This is a genomic window from Pseudoruegeria sp. HB172150, from assembly GCF_013184805.1.
Taxonomy (GTDB): Bacteria; Pseudomonadota; Alphaproteobacteria; order Rhodobacterales; family Rhodobacteraceae; genus Psychromarinibacter.
The window spans coordinates 1-14,492 of the sequence record NZ_JAATNG010000006.1 but is presented as its reverse complement, the minus strand read 5'-3'; the positions used below and the strand labels follow the sequence as shown (position 1 = coordinate 14,492).

At 60.8% G+C, this 14,492-nt stretch carries 11 protein-coding genes; 5 read left to right on the top strand and 6 right to left on the bottom strand.

Features of this window, described 5'->3' with window-relative positions; all coding sequences use genetic code 11:
* Together HCO70_RS20500 and HCO70_RS20495 are read left to right on the top strand one after the other, a co-directional pair.
* A complete protein-coding gene (locus HCO70_RS20500; RefSeq protein ID WP_172299716.1) occupies nt 1–1,143 on the top strand; it encodes a mandelate racemase/muconate lactonizing enzyme family protein in 1,143 nt (380 codons plus the stop codon).
* Nucleotides 1,144–1,346: 203 nt separating this feature from the next.
* Complete coding sequence (locus HCO70_RS20495) at nt 1,347–1,571, top strand: hypothetical protein (protein WP_172299714.1); 225 nt, start codon at nt 1,347–1,349, stop codon at nt 1,569–1,571.
* 413 nt (nt 1,572–1,984) lie between these two features.
* Here HCO70_RS20495 and HCO70_RS20490 read toward each other — a convergent pair whose 3' ends face one another.
* From HCO70_RS20490 to HCO70_RS20470, 5 genes are read right to left on the bottom strand one after another with little or no spacing between them, the layout of a single operon-like run.
* Nucleotides 1,985–2,719, bottom strand: a complete 735-nt coding sequence (locus HCO70_RS20490) for a helix-turn-helix domain-containing protein (protein ID WP_172299712.1) — start codon at nt 2,717–2,719, stop codon at nt 1,985–1,987.
* A gap of 43 nt (nt 2,720–2,762) precedes the next feature.
* The gene (locus HCO70_RS20485) at nt 2,763–3,848 is read right to left on the bottom strand and encodes an ABC transporter substrate-binding protein (RefSeq protein WP_172299710.1); all 1,086 of its coding nucleotides are present in this window, start codon (nt 3,846–3,848) and stop codon (nt 2,763–2,765) included.
* 14 nt (nt 3,849–3,862) lie between these two features.
* Nucleotides 3,863–5,671 (bottom strand): iron ABC transporter permease, encoded by a 1,809-nt coding sequence (locus tag HCO70_RS20480; protein ID WP_172299708.1) that lies wholly within the window; start codon nt 5,669–5,671, stop codon nt 3,863–3,865.
* Entirely contained in the window at nt 5,668–6,855 is a 1,188-nt protein-coding gene (locus HCO70_RS20475) for an ABC transporter ATP-binding protein (RefSeq protein ID WP_172299706.1), read from the bottom strand. Before HCO70_RS20475 ends, HCO70_RS20480 begins: the two co-directional genes overlap by 4 nt.
* Nucleotides 6,856–6,906: 51 nt before the next feature.
* A complete protein-coding gene (locus HCO70_RS20470) occupies nt 6,907–8,241 on the bottom strand; it encodes an acyl-CoA dehydrogenase family protein (protein WP_172299704.1) in 1,335 nt (444 codons plus the stop codon).
* 199 nt (nt 8,242–8,440) lie between these two features.
* Here HCO70_RS20470 and HCO70_RS20465 point away from each other — a divergent pair, with 199 nt between their 5' ends.
* Nucleotides 8,441–8,947, top strand: a complete 507-nt coding sequence (locus HCO70_RS20465) for a flavin reductase family protein (protein WP_216665550.1) — start codon at nt 8,441–8,443, stop codon at nt 8,945–8,947.
* Between the two features lie 509 nt (nt 8,948–9,456).
* Here HCO70_RS20465 and HCO70_RS24900 read toward each other — a convergent pair.
* Nucleotides 9,457–9,648: a hypothetical protein gene (locus HCO70_RS24900; protein WP_253913430.1), complete on the bottom strand. Its 192-nt coding sequence runs from the start codon at nt 9,646–9,648 to the stop codon at nt 9,457–9,459.
* Here HCO70_RS24900 and HCO70_RS20460 point away from each other — a divergent pair.
* On the top strand, nt 9,586–11,031 hold the full coding sequence (locus tag HCO70_RS20460) for a winged helix-turn-helix domain-containing protein (protein WP_253913419.1): 1,446 nt from the start codon (nt 9,586–9,588) through the stop codon (nt 11,029–11,031). The two genes, HCO70_RS24900 and HCO70_RS20460, sit on opposite strands and share 63 nt — an antisense overlap.
* Before the next feature lie 230 nt (nt 11,032–11,261).
* Nucleotides 11,262–14,492: hypothetical protein (locus HCO70_RS20455; RefSeq protein ID WP_371742285.1), on the top strand; the 3,231-nt coding region annotated here is incomplete at its 3' end.

The following is a 14,492-nucleotide window of genomic DNA, read 5'->3' as shown; positions in this document are numbered from 1 at the left end:
ATGAATACAGCAGCACATTTACCCAAGGCTCATCGGATCGCCGATGTCATTGCCCACCCGATCACCGCCAAGCTCACGCGTCCGACAAGCACGTCGTGGGGCACGTACACTGAGGTGTCTATCGTCATCGTGGAGGTCCGGACCGAAACCGGCATCGTCGGAGTTGGCGAAACCCTGGCTCGTTTCGGCCCCAAGGCTTACGCCGAGGTGATCGAACGCCTGCTGAAGCCGCGCCTTGTCGGACAGAACGCCTGCAACATCGCGGCCCTGTGGGAGTCCATGCGCAAGGCCCTGTCCGGCCGGAGCGGTGGTATGCTGATCGAAGCCATCGCCGGTGTCGATATCGCGCTGTGGGACATCCTCGGGAAGGTAGCGGGGCTGCCCATTTCTACCCTTCTCGGTGGTGCGGGGCGGACGGAGGTGCCCTGCTATGCCGCGTCCGTTAACTGGGTGGACGAAGGCGAGGCGACCGAAGAGCTGCAGACCTACATGGAGCGCGGTTTCACGCGGGTGAAGGTGAAGCTGGCGGGCCCGGTGCCGGAGGCCGTGAAACGCGTCGAGGCAATGCGCGCGGTCGCCGGCGACGGCATTTCTCTTTGCGTTGACTGCAACTGGGCATTCAAGCTCGACGAGGCAATCCGTGTCGGCCATGCGCTGGCCGCGAACGGTTACGCGTGGTTCGAGGAACCGCTGAAGCCCGAAGATGAAGATGGCTACGAGACGTTGAGTAAGCGGGTTGACGTGCCGCTTGCCGCTGGCGAGAGCAACTACACGCTGGATCAGGCCAAACGTCTGGTCTCTTCCCGCACCCTGTCAGTTCTGCAGCCCGACGTTGCGCGATCGGGCGGCATATCCGAGACGCGCCGCATGGTGGAGTTCGCGCGCGCGCATGATGTCGAGTATGCGGCGCATATCGGTATGTCCGGGATCATCTGCGAGACCGCGAGTGTCCATCTTGCGGCAGCCATGCCAAATGCGCGTGAGATGGAGTGCGAAACCGACTTTGGGCCATTCAAGACGGAACTGGCTGATCTGTCCCCGGGCTGCGTCCGGATGAAAGACGGAATGCTCAGCGTTCCTGCAAAGCCCGGATTGGGGCTTGAGCTGGACTGGGACGCAGTGGCGCGGATGCGAAGCGCTTAGGCCAATGGCAAGTTCAAGCCGCAGGTGATTAGGTTCCGTTAAGCTCGCCGTACCCAAGAAGGCTCATGTCAGTGACCAGAGTCCGGAGGTCCCCTCCCCCAAAAATTCCGGACAAACAAACCAATTTTTCGACGCAGGAAACACGCGGTCAGTTCGGCAAAGGCATAGCACTCTCCCTCGTCAGCCCGTGTCTTCGGGGGATTATGCCGATCGTCTCGAACCTGCGGCCGTCCAGCATTGGTACGCTCAGTTTCGCCTTCGACCGGTCTGCTCGTCAGGTGGGCTTCGCCGCGCCCGTAATGGGCTGGGAAATCCGGCTCTGCACCAAGGGGATCTTCGGACTCGACCTGTCACGCCGGGATCGCGGTCGCATGGCACGCGACGCGCTGTGCACGGGCGCGCTCTTTGGCCTTTCGGCCTATCTCTAGGTTCTCGGGCTCGAAAAAGCGCAGCGGCAGGGCGTACGCGTTGTTGGTCAGGGCTGGTCCATTCCCGTGCCATCCATCAAAGACATTGCAGACCGGATCTTCGGATTAGAATTCCTGCCAAATTCTTTGCCCGGTGGCCCCGGAGGCTTTCGATCCGCTGAACCTCCAGCCGATGATGCACTGACAACCGGATACCACGATTCAGTCAGGCCCGATCAGAGATACAGGCGCGCGCAAAGATGGTTTTCCTGTTTCCGGAAGACGCGACTACCGCACGTTATCTCAAACAAACGCAAAGGAAATCACTTCGGAAGGGAACGAGTCGTCATCCAGATATCCCTGATCTCGGTCAGGACTTCAGGAGTGGCAAGGATCCTTTCCGTCCCTGCGTGTTGCGACCGGAGACGGCTGGTTCAGGTTTGGGAGATGGCGTGGCTGAGCTCTTGCACCGAGCGCAGCAGCGGCTCGGCGACGGTCCGGTGATCGAACGCGCGGAGCGTCACCAAGGACAACACAAGGATCGCGCCGGACTCCCCGGAGCCCGGCACTACCGCGGAAACGCCGTAGCGCGATTGCACGACCGTCCCCCGGCCGACCGCGTAGCCGAGCCGGCGCGCCTCGCGCACCTCTTCCGGGTCGTCGTCGCGAGGCGGCTGAAGCGCCTGGACCGCGACCCGCAGGGATAGCGGCCCGCTGGGATGGCGAAACCCCGGCGGGGTGAAGACATGCTCGCCGTTGGTGCCCGGTGTCTTCGAGACGATCGTGGTGAGCACATCGTCGTCGTCGGACGTCAACGTCGCCGTCATACCGGTCTCGTTGGCGAGCATGGCGAGGATCGACTCGACCCCGGTCGGGAACTGCGAGGAATAGGCCCTCGCGAGTTCGAGCGTCGCCACCCCAAGGAGGTACTGCTTACGGTCATTCCGGCGCACCAGACCTTGCGACTGCAGGGCCTCGAGTATCCGGTACAGCGGCGCTCTCTGGGTGTTCAGCTCGCGGGCCAAATGGGTTATCCCCAGTCCCCGCGGATGCTGGGCGAGCAACAGCAGCAGCGCGCCTGCACGCTGCGCCGTAGTGGAGACTTTCGCCGTGGCGCGTTGTCCGGGTCCCTGCATATCCCTCAATACCAAATACTCGAAACCCGGCAACAGCCCCTCCCCGGCAAGAGGAGGGGACTGCAATATCCGCGGTTCAGCCGCCGAAGAAGGCGATCACCTCCCGGACGAACGGTCCGTAGGCCTTGATTGCCTCCTCGTCCGGTAATTGCTCCATCAGTTCGACCGTGTCCAGCGGGGGAAGCCCGCCCGGCCCCGGCGTGCCGGGCATCACCGGATAGAGACCGGATTCGGAGAGTGTGTTCTGGCCCTCCATGCTGAACTCCCAGTTCATGTAGAGTTCGGCTGCAAGCGGGTTCGGCGCGTTCACGATGAGGCACTGCGCGCTCTTCGTCCACATGTTGCCGCCGCCTTCTGTGAACGGGAACACGAATTCGATCGGGGCGCCCTGGGCCTTGATCTGGACGAAGTAGGGATAGTAGGCGAGCGCGCCAATCGGGTAGTTGCCTGCGGCCACCTCCTGCAGAACCAGCGCATCCTTGGCGACAAGCGAGATGTTTTCCCTGATGCCTTCTTTGATGCCGTCGTATTTTTCGTTGTTGGCTTCCGGGTGATCCATCTGCGCAAAGGTGAACGCGGCAGCCCCGCCGGCGGCGGGCGACACCATGACGACCTTGCCCTTCCATTCTTCGGAAGTGAGTTCTCGCCAGCTCGTCGGTGCGTCGGCTATGTCGAGCAGATTGGTGTTCACCGCCATGCCAAACACCGCGACCTGCTGGAACTGCACGGTATTGTCGACGCCGCGCCATTCCTCCGGCACGTCCATGATGTGATCGATCGGCTGACACCAGCCGTCGACGGCCATCGAGACCACCGGGGTCCGGCCGTCCGAGGCTATGTCGCCTACAAAGTTCCCGGTCTGCTTCTCCTGTTCGAGCTTCGCCAGCCGTTCGGCGCTTTGAAGCTGCTGGTAGATGACCTCGATCTCTGGGAACCGTTCGTGGAACGTGTCGAGCACCACCTTCGCGGGGGGCGGACCGTAGACGATCACCTGGTTCTGACCGGCAGCGAGGGCGGCCTCGTAAAGTTCCTGGAACCTGGCTTCCTGCTCGGGCAACCCGAGCGCACCGCCGTAGTCGGCCCACGCAGCTGTCCCTCCGGTCAGCAGCGCCAGCGGGATTGCCAGCGCCATGGCGCTGCGCCTTCCGTGTTTCTTAAACATGCTTTTTCCTCCCTTTAAACATGCTTCTCTCTCCCTTGGTCTTTTAGTGCGCGATCAATGCGGGATCTTCGGATCCGCTTGAGCAGATAGCTTGCGACAAGCGCCAGACCCCAGGCGATACCGCCGACGATGGCGACGGCGAGCATGAGCAGGACGAACAACGCGGCCGCCTGCGTGGCATAGCCCTGCCGATATGCGTCGTAGGCCTGCACGGCGACCGTCTGCATCGTCGGAGAGGATAGCAGCACCGGGAGACTGAGGTTCCCGGCGACGCCGATACCGGCGATGAACCATCCGGCCAGGAAGCTGGGCAGGACCAGTGGTATGACCACAGTGAAGAAGGTGACCACCTTTGAGGCGCCGGAGATCCGGGACGACTCCTCCAGTTCGGGCGAGATCTGCAGGACTCCGCCCTCGATCGCCCGGGTTGCGATCGGCGTCACCACGACGATGAAACCGATCAGGAGCATGTACGGGGTCCCGATCAGGCTCCGCAGTCCCGGAACCGGCAGATACGCGGTGATCAACGCCAGACCAAGCAGGATGCCGGGAATGACCACCGGCGCCCACGAAACCAGGGCCGCAACGAGGCGAAGGAACTGCCCGCCGCGCGTTGCCATGTGGCTCATCACGAGGGCGACGAAGGCCGCAAGGAAACCGCCGGTCGCCGCGAGGATCAGGGTCAGCGCGATGGTGGACGCTGTGCGCCGTTCGGAGAGCACCGCTTCGTAGTTTGCTGTCGTGAAGCCGAGCGAGAGGCCGAACAGCGGCTGGAAGGACCCGATGATCATCTGTGCCAGCGGGATCACACCGGCCCAGAGAACGACAATCAGGAACACCGCCAAGAAAGCCCATTGGATGCGACCGTAGTCCTTTGGCTCGGGCCGGAAGCCCTTGCCGGTAATGGTCGAGTAGCGGCGGTCGCCCAGGATGGCCGAACGCGTCACGACAAGACCGATGACCAGCACCGTCAGTATCAGTGATAGCGTGCTCGCCCCTGCATAGTTGGGCACCGCGTCCTGCCCGGTCAGGGTCGTGTAGACGGCGGTCGAGAAGACGTGAATGTCCGCCTGGATGCCGAACAGCAGCGGAAGCTCAAATGCGCTGAAGCCGTAGGAGGTCATCAGCACGAACACTCCGAACATGGTGGGTCGTAGGAGCGGCAGCGTCACGGTGAAGAACGCGGCGCTTCGAGACGCTCCGCTCATTCGGGCCGCGTCGTCGAGGGCGGCGTCCATGCGAGCCATGGGGCCGACCATGAAAAGGTAGCCAACCGGGATCACGTAACCGATCACGACGACGATCATGGTCGGCCATCCGGAGCCGAGGGGAGAACCGGTGATGCCGAACCACTCGCGCAGAAGGATGTTTACCGGGGCGGCATTCCCATTCACCATCAGGTACCAGCCAAGGCCGTAGAACAGTGAAGGCATCACCAGGATCACCGCCATCGCCGGTGTCATAAGGCGGCGCAGCGGGGTCCTGGTTCGGACCGAGATCCAGGCGAGAAAGGTGCCGATGGCGAGCGCGCCGAAGCTTGACGCGGCGGAGAGCACGATGGAGTTCAGCGCGACGCGCCAGGTACTTCTCCGGCTAAGGGTCTCGACGAACGGCTGGATGCTCCAGTCCCCCTGCCCGGCCAGGTTGCCGACCCGGAATGCGGCGACGGCCATCATGATCGGCGGCAACAGGAACAGGACGAACAGGATCGCTATGGCGACTCCGAGCAGGAGCTTTGCGACCAGCCGCTCGCCCCGCCAGTCTGCCGGCAGGCGTTTCGGTCTTTTCCAGCCGACGGCCGACAGTGTGGACGGCTCGATCATTCCATCGCCCCGGTCCCCGCGAGTTCCGGCTCGGCGCCGACCTTGTTCTTCGTGGCCGGCGCCGGGCCGATCGGCATGATGGAGACCAGTTCAGCTTCGACCTCGACCCAGATCTCGGCCCCGACGTCGCGGCACAGCGTGTCTCGCCGATAGGCGCGCTCGGACTCGGTGACCCTGAGGCACGCTTCGCCGCTGTTGATGCGAAACTCGTTCCGGGAACCCAGGAAGTTGACCTGGTCGATCGTTCCGCGGAACAGAAGTCCGGGACCGGTGGCGACAGGACGCTCTCCGTGCAGGACCGCGTTCGCAGAACGGAAGGCCACGCTGACCCTCTCTCCGGTCTGGACCGGCCGCGCGGCGGCGGTGACGGGCAGCCCTGCCCGTTCGCCGGTCGCGTCGAGCTGGAACGTGATCTCACCGCTGGCGGTCGAGAGGACGCGGGCCGGAAGGAGGTTCTCGAAGCCGACAAACTTTGCCACGAACTCGTTGGTCGGTCTTGTGAAGATCTCTGCCGGGGTTCCGGATTGTTCCAGCAGTCCCGACTGCATGACGATGATCCGGTCGGAGAGGTGCATCGCCTCCTCAAGATCGTGGGTGACATAGACCGAGGTCGTACCGTTCAGCCGATGCAGGCGCAGAATCTCGTCGCGCACCTGCCGGCGCAGCGAGGGATCGAGGTTCGACAATGGCTCGTCGTAGAGCATGAGCTGCGGGCGGATGACGAGCGCCCGTGCAAGGGCGACCCGCTGCTGCTGGCCGCCGGACAGGGAAGTTGCGGCCCTGTTGGCGAACCGGTCCAGGCCGACGATCTCGAGCATTTCATGCGCACGGCGGACCGCCTCGGCACCCTTCACTCTGCGGCGACGCAGGGGGTACAGCACGGTTTCGATCACTGTCAGGTGCGGCCACAGCGCGTAGCTCTGGAATACCATCCCGGTCTCGCGTTTTTCGGGCTGGATCTCGATCCGCTGCTCGCCGTCGAAAACCACCTGATCACCAATCACGACCCGGCCAGAAGACGGCGTCTCCAGGCCCGCGATGCAGCGCAGCGAGGTAGTCTTGCCGCACCCGCTTTCGCCGAGCAGCGTGACGAACTCGCCTTCTGCGACGCGCAGTTGGGCGCCCTTGATCGCGTGAAAGGCACCATAATACTTATGCAGGGAATGTACGGTCAGAGAGGACAAGCGAACCTCCAATGTTCGCTGAAGACGTGTGCGGAGCCGATTGGCGCCGCTCTAGCCGGAGAAGCTTGCCGAGGTCGCCTCCGGCCGTCTCGTCTCTGCCTCGCGCACCCAGTCCTGCCAGGGCTTGACCCGGTCGTGCTGGGGATGCGGCCCCGGGATGAAGCCGATCCCGCCGATCTCGATCTCGGGACCGTTCGGCGAATCCTTCGACATCAGGTATTGCCCCACACGGTCGAAGGCCGCTTCGGCCATCAGCGCGTGGTTCGCGGCTGTCAGCATGTCCCGGTGGATCCGCTCAAGGCGACGTCCGCGGAACACCGCGGGTGCGCCGGCCTGCTGAAAGATCATGTCGATTGCCTGCCGTGACACATGCACGGTGTTCAGCAGGGCCGCCTGGACCCGGACCCGGAGGTCGTAGTTGACCGGCCAGCTTTCCACCGCGTCGTTGTAAGCCTCTTCAACGAGCTGCCAGAAATAGGCACGGGCAGCGCGCACCATCGTGTCGGCCTTGCCGAGCGTGATCTGGTTAATCTGCTCTTTTCCGAGTTTCGCCTGCCGGTACGAGCCGTGCCGGGCCGCGACATGCACCAGCCCCGTGAACTCGTCTATCGCCGCCCGTGCAAGTCCGAGGGCATGTGCGCCGTGAGCCATGACGTTGAACCAATAGCGATAGAGCGCCCGGTCGAAGGGACGTTTCCAGATCCCCGCCTCGTTCACCATCTCGCGGGGAACGAAAAGATCCTTGATCTCGAAGTCGCCGGAACCGGTGCCGCGCAGACCGTGGCCGTCCCATGTGTCGATCAGTGTAGCGTCTTTGGCGGGCCACAGGCCGACGATGAACCAGGGAAGACCGTCGCGAGGGTTCATGACCGGCTGGTCGTTCTCGTCATAAAGAATGCAGCGGCCAGACAGCCAGTTCGCCTCTGGCGAGCCGCTGGTGAACGACCAGCGCCCGCTGATCCGGTAGCCGCCGGGAACCCGGACCGCCTTGCCCGCCGCGCGCCCAACGTTCGAGGCCATGATCCAGCGATCCTGGGCGAGCAGCTTCTCCATCACCTCGCGCTTGAGGAAGGTCTGGCCGGAGTGAAGCATGCAGAGCCAGCCGACGGATCCGTTGATCCGCGAAAGCTCTTCGACTGCGTCCAGCCATTCGAGAGGATGCACCTCAAGGCCACCCAGCTCGCGCGGCAGGAAAGCGCGATACATGCCGTTGTCATAGAGAGCGTCCGTGATTTCGTCCGGCATCCGGCGCTCGTTTTCGATGATCGATTCCGCATCGCGGATCATCGGCTCGAGCTTCCTTGCCTCGTCGAGCAATGTCGCCCGACCCTCAACTACAGGATAGGTCGCCGGATAAGGCGCGAGCGTATTCGTGACGAAGTTCATCGTCCTAATCTCCTCCCGGTGGCGGCATTTAGTATCACATTGATACGTTGCGCTTTTTTATGAGACTTCGAATTTATCGCCGGGCTTTCGACTGTCAAGAGTTTTTCAAGTGAATGAGTATCATTATAGTACCTCTTGTTTATTTATAGATACTTTCTAATCTAACCGAGCAACCGTTCGAGGAGAGGAGAACTCGACGATGATGGCGGTCCAGACCCGGCTGCAGCCGGCAGAACTCAGGGATCAGCGAAGCCTTCGGGACACTCTGGGGCGCTATCCCACGGGGGTTGTGGTTATCACGGCGGCGGCAGCGGACGGACCCACCGGCATGACGGTCAATTCCTTTACCTCGGTGTCACTCGATCCGCCGCTCATCGCCTTTTGCCCAAAGCGATCAAGCACGACCTGGGCGCAGATCAGGCGAGCCGGCGGATTTGCCGTTTCACTCCTGCGATTGCATCACGAGGAGATAGCACGGCGGTTCGCGCAATGGGGAGCCGACCGCTTTTCCGGGCACGAATGGTGGGAAAGCCCGACTGGGCATCCGCTGCTCGCCGAAGCGATCGGCTGGCTCGACACAACAATCGAATCGGTCTCTTCCGCGGGCGATCATGAGATTGTCGTCGCCCGGGTGCTCGACTGGTCGGCACCCGGCGAGGGCGAACCCCTCGTGTTTTTCTCCGGCGGGTACCGCGCGCTGTCCTGAACGCGCCGTGTTGTTCCGCATCGTTCGGCGACAGTTTCCGGCCCCGTTGCCGCAGGTCTCCGGCGGTTTCGGACGAGATGTTCGGAGGAGATCCTTGGCTGTTCAGGACGAGGGCTCCGACGGCGGGAAACTCCGGTTGTTTAGGCCCTCCGGATGACCTGTAAACGGGACGAAGCAACCTTGCGCTCACTGACCTCCGTTTGCCGTTGAGGTCTCTTGGCGGCTTCGAGATTTGGCCTGCCAATCAATTCCACGATTTCAAGCGTTCCTCCATTCAGCTGCTTACCGCTGATACTTGTGGTTGACGAACGCTGGTTCCCCGGCAGTTCACAAACCGAACTCGAAGACACGGTGAACACATCAAGCGCCGTGCGTATTGTACCGACCAATCGCCTGGTCGATTCTCGATTGTGTCGCCGTTGTCCCGAGAAATCTTGTGAAACCTGTGGGGATCACCTGCGATTGTCCTGATCCGTCACGTAAGGGTCGTATTTCCCGTGCTATCGGCATCAGGAATAGCGACAGGGGATCCGGGCGCAGCGATGGTACTTGCCTTTTGCGACTTCGAACTCGACACGGAAACATACGAACTGCGGCACAGAGGAAATCCGGTCACGGTCGAACCGCAAGTTCTCGACCTGATAATCCTGCTGGCAGAAAATCAGGATCGCGTCGTTTCGAAGGCGGAGCTTGTCGAACATGTCTGGAAGAACCGAGCGATCTCGGACTCGACGATTTCCAGCGCGGTGTCCTATGCCCGCAAAGCACTGTCGAGGGCCGGAAGCAAAAAGACATTCATCCGCACGGTCCACGGACGCGGATTTCGCTTTGTCGAGCCGGTCACGTGGAAGACCGAAGTCGATCAAGCGGACGAGGCTCCTGCCAAAGTTTCTCTGCCGTCGATCGCCGTTTTACCCTTCCATGACGTTTCCAATGACCCCGACCTGCAGGGCCTGGCGGACGGGATCACGCTTGACGTTACTGCACTGATCGCGCGGATCCGATGGTTGCGTGTCGTTCCCGGCCGTTCGGCCTTTCAATTCAGGAACAGTTCCTTCGCGGTTCGGGAAATCGGCGAAAAGCTCGACGCCCGGTACCTGGTAGAAGGATCATTCCGGCAAGTCGGGGACAGACTGCGGATCACGGCTGCCCTGGTCGATGTTGCCGAAGAACGTCAACTTTTTGTCGAGCAATTCTCGCCCTCTCTCGAGGAACTGGCAGACGTTCAGGATGTGATCGCGAACCGGATTGCGGCCATGGTGGAGGCCGACCTCGCGCTTGCGGAAGCCAATCGCGGGCGGACGCGGGGAACGTCGAACTTGGATGTCTGGGAGTTGTTTCACGGCAGCCATTCCGGGCTTCACAGCTTTGATCCCGAGCTTCTTGACCGGGCGAGGCAACGGCTGGGGCAGCTTTTGCACCTGGAGCCTGATTTCCCGGGCGCGCATGCCCGACTGGCCTGCGTGGAGGTCGAGCGCTTTTGGTTTCTGCCTCGCCCGGAACGGCAGCAGATCCTCGCCCAAGCGGAAGAGCTGGCGAATGAAGCGATCCGGCGTGACGACCGTGATGCGTTCGGCTACCTGGCCCTGGGTTCCGCGCATGCTTTTTCCGGACGTCACCATGACGCAGTCGCAGCCTTCGAAGACGCAATCCTGCACCATCCATGCCATGCTCAACCCCGATTCGCGATGGGTAAGACGCTGTTTTTCATGAACGAACTGGATCGCGGCATCGAGCAGATCGACCGGGCGCGACGGTGGAGTCCGAATGCACCCTACCTTTCGTCGGCACTCAGCTTTCGCGGAATTGCGCTGGTCATGCTGGGGGCAAAGGACGAGGCCGTTCACAGTACCAAGCTGGCGACGCGTGATCCCCGGGCGACGCGTTGGGCCTATGGCATGCACGCGGCGGTGCTGGCGCTTGCAGGACAGCCGCGCGAGATCGGCGCCTGTCTGGCCAAGCTGGCGATGCTCGATCCGAATTACAGCGTGACTACCGCGGCCGAGGAATTCTCGTTCCTGGCAGATTGCTCGTTCGTCGATGCGTATCTCGAAGGCCTGACACGCGCTGGCCTGCCCCAGTAGTCCGCTCTGTTCCCCAAAAAACGACGGTGTGCCATCGGCGGATGATTCGCGTCCCCGTATGGGACCGTTTCACAGCGAAGATGCAGAGCCCAAGAGTCCCAGAGTGTCCCAAGGAATTCCCAAGGCTTCGACCGGATATCCCCGGCTGACCATGCCACACGCAAAGGAGACATACTGACCGGTGGGCCGATAGACACCCTGAAAAATCCAAGCTGCCGAAGGGGATATCGGTGACGGAACTGGCGAACAACCCGGTCATAATGACTGCGGAAGACGAATTCCTGGCCCTCTTCATGGGTGAGGAGGAATCATACGAAGCCTTTTCCGCTTCGTCGGCGAAAAGTTACAACTCCAAGTACGAAAGCTTCCTGTATTACACGTACCGCGCCATGGAGAAGATCGGCAGCTTTTCCGGCACCTCCTCGGTGGGCAAGACGGACGCAAAGTTCGTCCGTGCGGGCACGGTCAATGCACATGCCGTGTCTGACTACTTTGCCGGCCTCAAGGGGCGCATCGACAAGATCATAGAAGCCGAGGATGCAGCCGAGTTTACCTCCTCGATCCTGAAAGCGACCGGCAGCACCTCCAGCCTGATGAAGTACGTAACGCAGGCCGGTTTCGCACAGGCGATTTCGAACCTGCGAAGCTGGCACGAGGTAACCGGCTCGGACCTCGGGCTCGTTTATCCGACGGATTCCAAGGGCGCGAGCCTGCAGGCCAAAATCATGACGATGGAAGCTACGCCGGCGAAGGCCATGGCGTATCACCATACTGTCATTCTTCACAATATCGATCTGGAAGTGGCCAGGATCCTGACGGATGCCGGGCTTGACCTGACCGCAGCCAGTAGCCAGTTCGACGACATCTTCAGGTCGCTTGAGAACGAGATTGCGAACGCGCCCGCCGAGCTTCAGGCCGATCTGGCCGCGCGGTTCGAGACGTTGAAAAAGGCGGTGACCGCGGCGAACGAAGACCTGGTCAATGCGAACATCCGTCTAACCATAGCGGAAAAAATCGGTGACAGCGCCGAGATTGAAGCGGCCCGGACCAAACTGCAGACTGCGCAGACCGCGTTCTCGGAACTGAACACGACGATCGACGATTTCCAGCGGACCAACAATATCAATGCGCCCGATGTGACCTCCTCGAAGGTCGCCGGCGCGATGAGCGACGTGGAGACTTACAAGTCTCAGGCGATCGGCGCGATCGACGCGGACAGCGCTCGGATCGACAACCTCGCCAAAAATTACCTGCTCACGGACGACGTGAACCCGATCTATGCGAGCGACGGCAAGCTCGATTACAAATTCGGCCTCGCCGCGGATGCACTTGCCGTCGGGTCGATGATCGTCGCGATGACCACGGATGACTTCAAGAACGCCAGCGAGATCGAGAAGGCGCAGGTATCGCTGGAATTCATCGGAGTGACGCTGAACGCGGTCGCCAATGGTCTCAACCTTGCGGATCTGGAGAAACTCCAACTAGGGACGGTTTCTGCCGGGACGGCCTTTATCGTGACCAGCGCCCTGATCAAGCTTGATGGACTGAGACAGGCGCTGGACGATCCAAACCTGACAAATACGCAGCGCACGGCGCTGGAGGCGGAATTTGCGCTGCAGACCACGGCAGTTACCCTGTCGGTCGCGCAGGGGGCCATTGACCTGGCCATCCACGCCGGTGTCGCGGGGTCGAAATACCTGCTCAAGGCGTCGCCGATCATTTCCTGTATTGCTGCGGTCGCTACGACAATCAATCCGTCGAAATGGGCAGAGTTTGCCAGCAAGGAAGACTATATCGACGTCGTCGAAGCGCGCGGCGACTACTCCTCGGAAGTCCTTGGAGATGCGCTGTCCAACAGCCTGAAAATCGAACAAGATTACTACATTGCGAAAACAGTCGTCGATGCGGTCTTTACCCTGGCGTCCGGTATCATGATGGCATCCGGCGTCGGTGCCCCGATTGCGTTTGTCACCGGAGCCATTGGCGGCATCGCCTCGCTGGTCATGTCAGCGATCGAGGAAGCCCGGCTCGAGAAGCTCGCCGAGAAGACACTCGACGATATCACCGACGGCGGAACCCGTTCGATCGATGACTTCTTCCAGGAGAGCCTGGAGAAGAGTTTCGAAGACACACAGGAGCGCTACACACCGATCTTCGACAAGCTATTGGACAGTGGCGAGTACGGCTCGGCTGTGCTGATCGGCAACGAGACGCTGACACAGACCGATCTTGAACTGATATTGATGGCTCGAATTGACGGCCAAGTGACGAATTATGCCGGTAACTTCGGTTCGTCCTACACGCTTGACGACGGCTGGCAGGACGAAAAGGTCCACATCGAAGAGGATGAGTTTGCCCAGAACAAGGTCATTCTGGAAGACGACGACGGGGACAAGCGTTATGTCACTTTCTCGACGCCACTGCTTGAGAAGCACCAAGGCGGCTACACTGTAGTTTCCGGATTTTACGACTATGACGATAACGAGGAAACTCCCACCACTCATATCCTTAATATTCTCAGTTTCAATGGCTGGTCGGTCGAGGATGACAGTCAGGATACCGGAACGACATTTGATATTAAATGGATTAACAATGAGCTCATATATGAAGATAGGTACATTGATACAAAGCAGATTAAATCGGCTGAACCCTTTGGCGATAGAGTAAGGTACTTCTATGAAAGTGTCGAATATGTTCACTATACAGGAAACTCAACGACAAAAACAGTAGATTTCAGTATCGAGGCCAGGGGAGGTGACGATACTTACATCGCACATGGCAATTTCGTTAACTTTGACGGAGGAGAAGGGCGGGACGCGGTAATCTATTCGCTCCTCGACGAGGAAGATGTGGTCGGCGGAATTGTGATCGAGAACTACGCCGATCAAATCGCTGGCGACGCCACAAACCAACTGGCCGGAGTGATGCGTGTAACGACCACGATGGCGGCGGGAACAGAATACACGCGGGAAGCGATTGTTCGAAACACCTATGATGAAGGCTCGACCGAGAAGGAAGAAAGCCATACCGAGCAAGCCACCAGGGCATCCGATCAAGAGATTTACGACGACCTGATCTCTGTGGAGGAGATCGTGGCGACCAGTCTGGATGACCGCATCGATCTTCGCGGGCACTCCGGCAATGGGAACTCCGTGATCGAGGTTCATGGCCTTGCGGGTGACGACGAGATCTTCGGCGACACGACAACGAACATCATCACCGGCGGCGCCGGAGACGATGTGCTCGATATTTCGTGGCGCCTTTCAGAGACCACGGCGACCTTCCAATCGCTGATCAGCCAGCTTGGCGTCACCGACCTGTACATCAGCAACGTTGTTGGAGACGGGCTTCTGACCCGGGCCCAGGCGGACGCGCTTCAACAGACGGTATTCGACGCAACAGGCATGTGGGCGAGTGAGACGCTGCACGAACAGCTTGCGGCCTATGCGAACGGCGAACGG

Coding starts and splice junctions, on each gene's coding strand:
- HCO70_RS20500 (WP_172299716.1), top strand. CDS start 1: ATGAATACAGCAGCACATTTACCCAAGGCTCATCGGATCGCCGATGTC.
- HCO70_RS20495 (WP_172299714.1), top strand. CDS start 1,347: ATGCCGATCGTCTCGAACCTGCGGCCGTCCAGCATTGGTACGCTCAGT.
- HCO70_RS20485 (WP_172299710.1), bottom strand. CDS start 3,848: ATGTTTAAGAAACACGGAAGGCGCAGCGCCATGGCGCTGGCAATCCCG.
- HCO70_RS20480 (WP_172299708.1), bottom strand. CDS start 5,671: ATGATCGAGCCGTCCACACTGTCGGCCGTCGGCTGGAAAAGACCGAAA.
- HCO70_RS20470 (WP_172299704.1), bottom strand. CDS start 8,241: ATGAACTTCGTCACGAATACGCTCGCGCCTTATCCGGCGACCTATCCT.
- HCO70_RS20465 (WP_216665550.1), top strand. CDS start 8,441: ATGATGGCGGTCCAGACCCGGCTGCAGCCGGCAGAACTCAGGGATCAG.
- HCO70_RS24900 (WP_253913430.1), bottom strand. CDS start 9,648: ATGTTCGACAAGCTCCGCCTTCGAAACGACGCGATCCTGATTTTCTGC.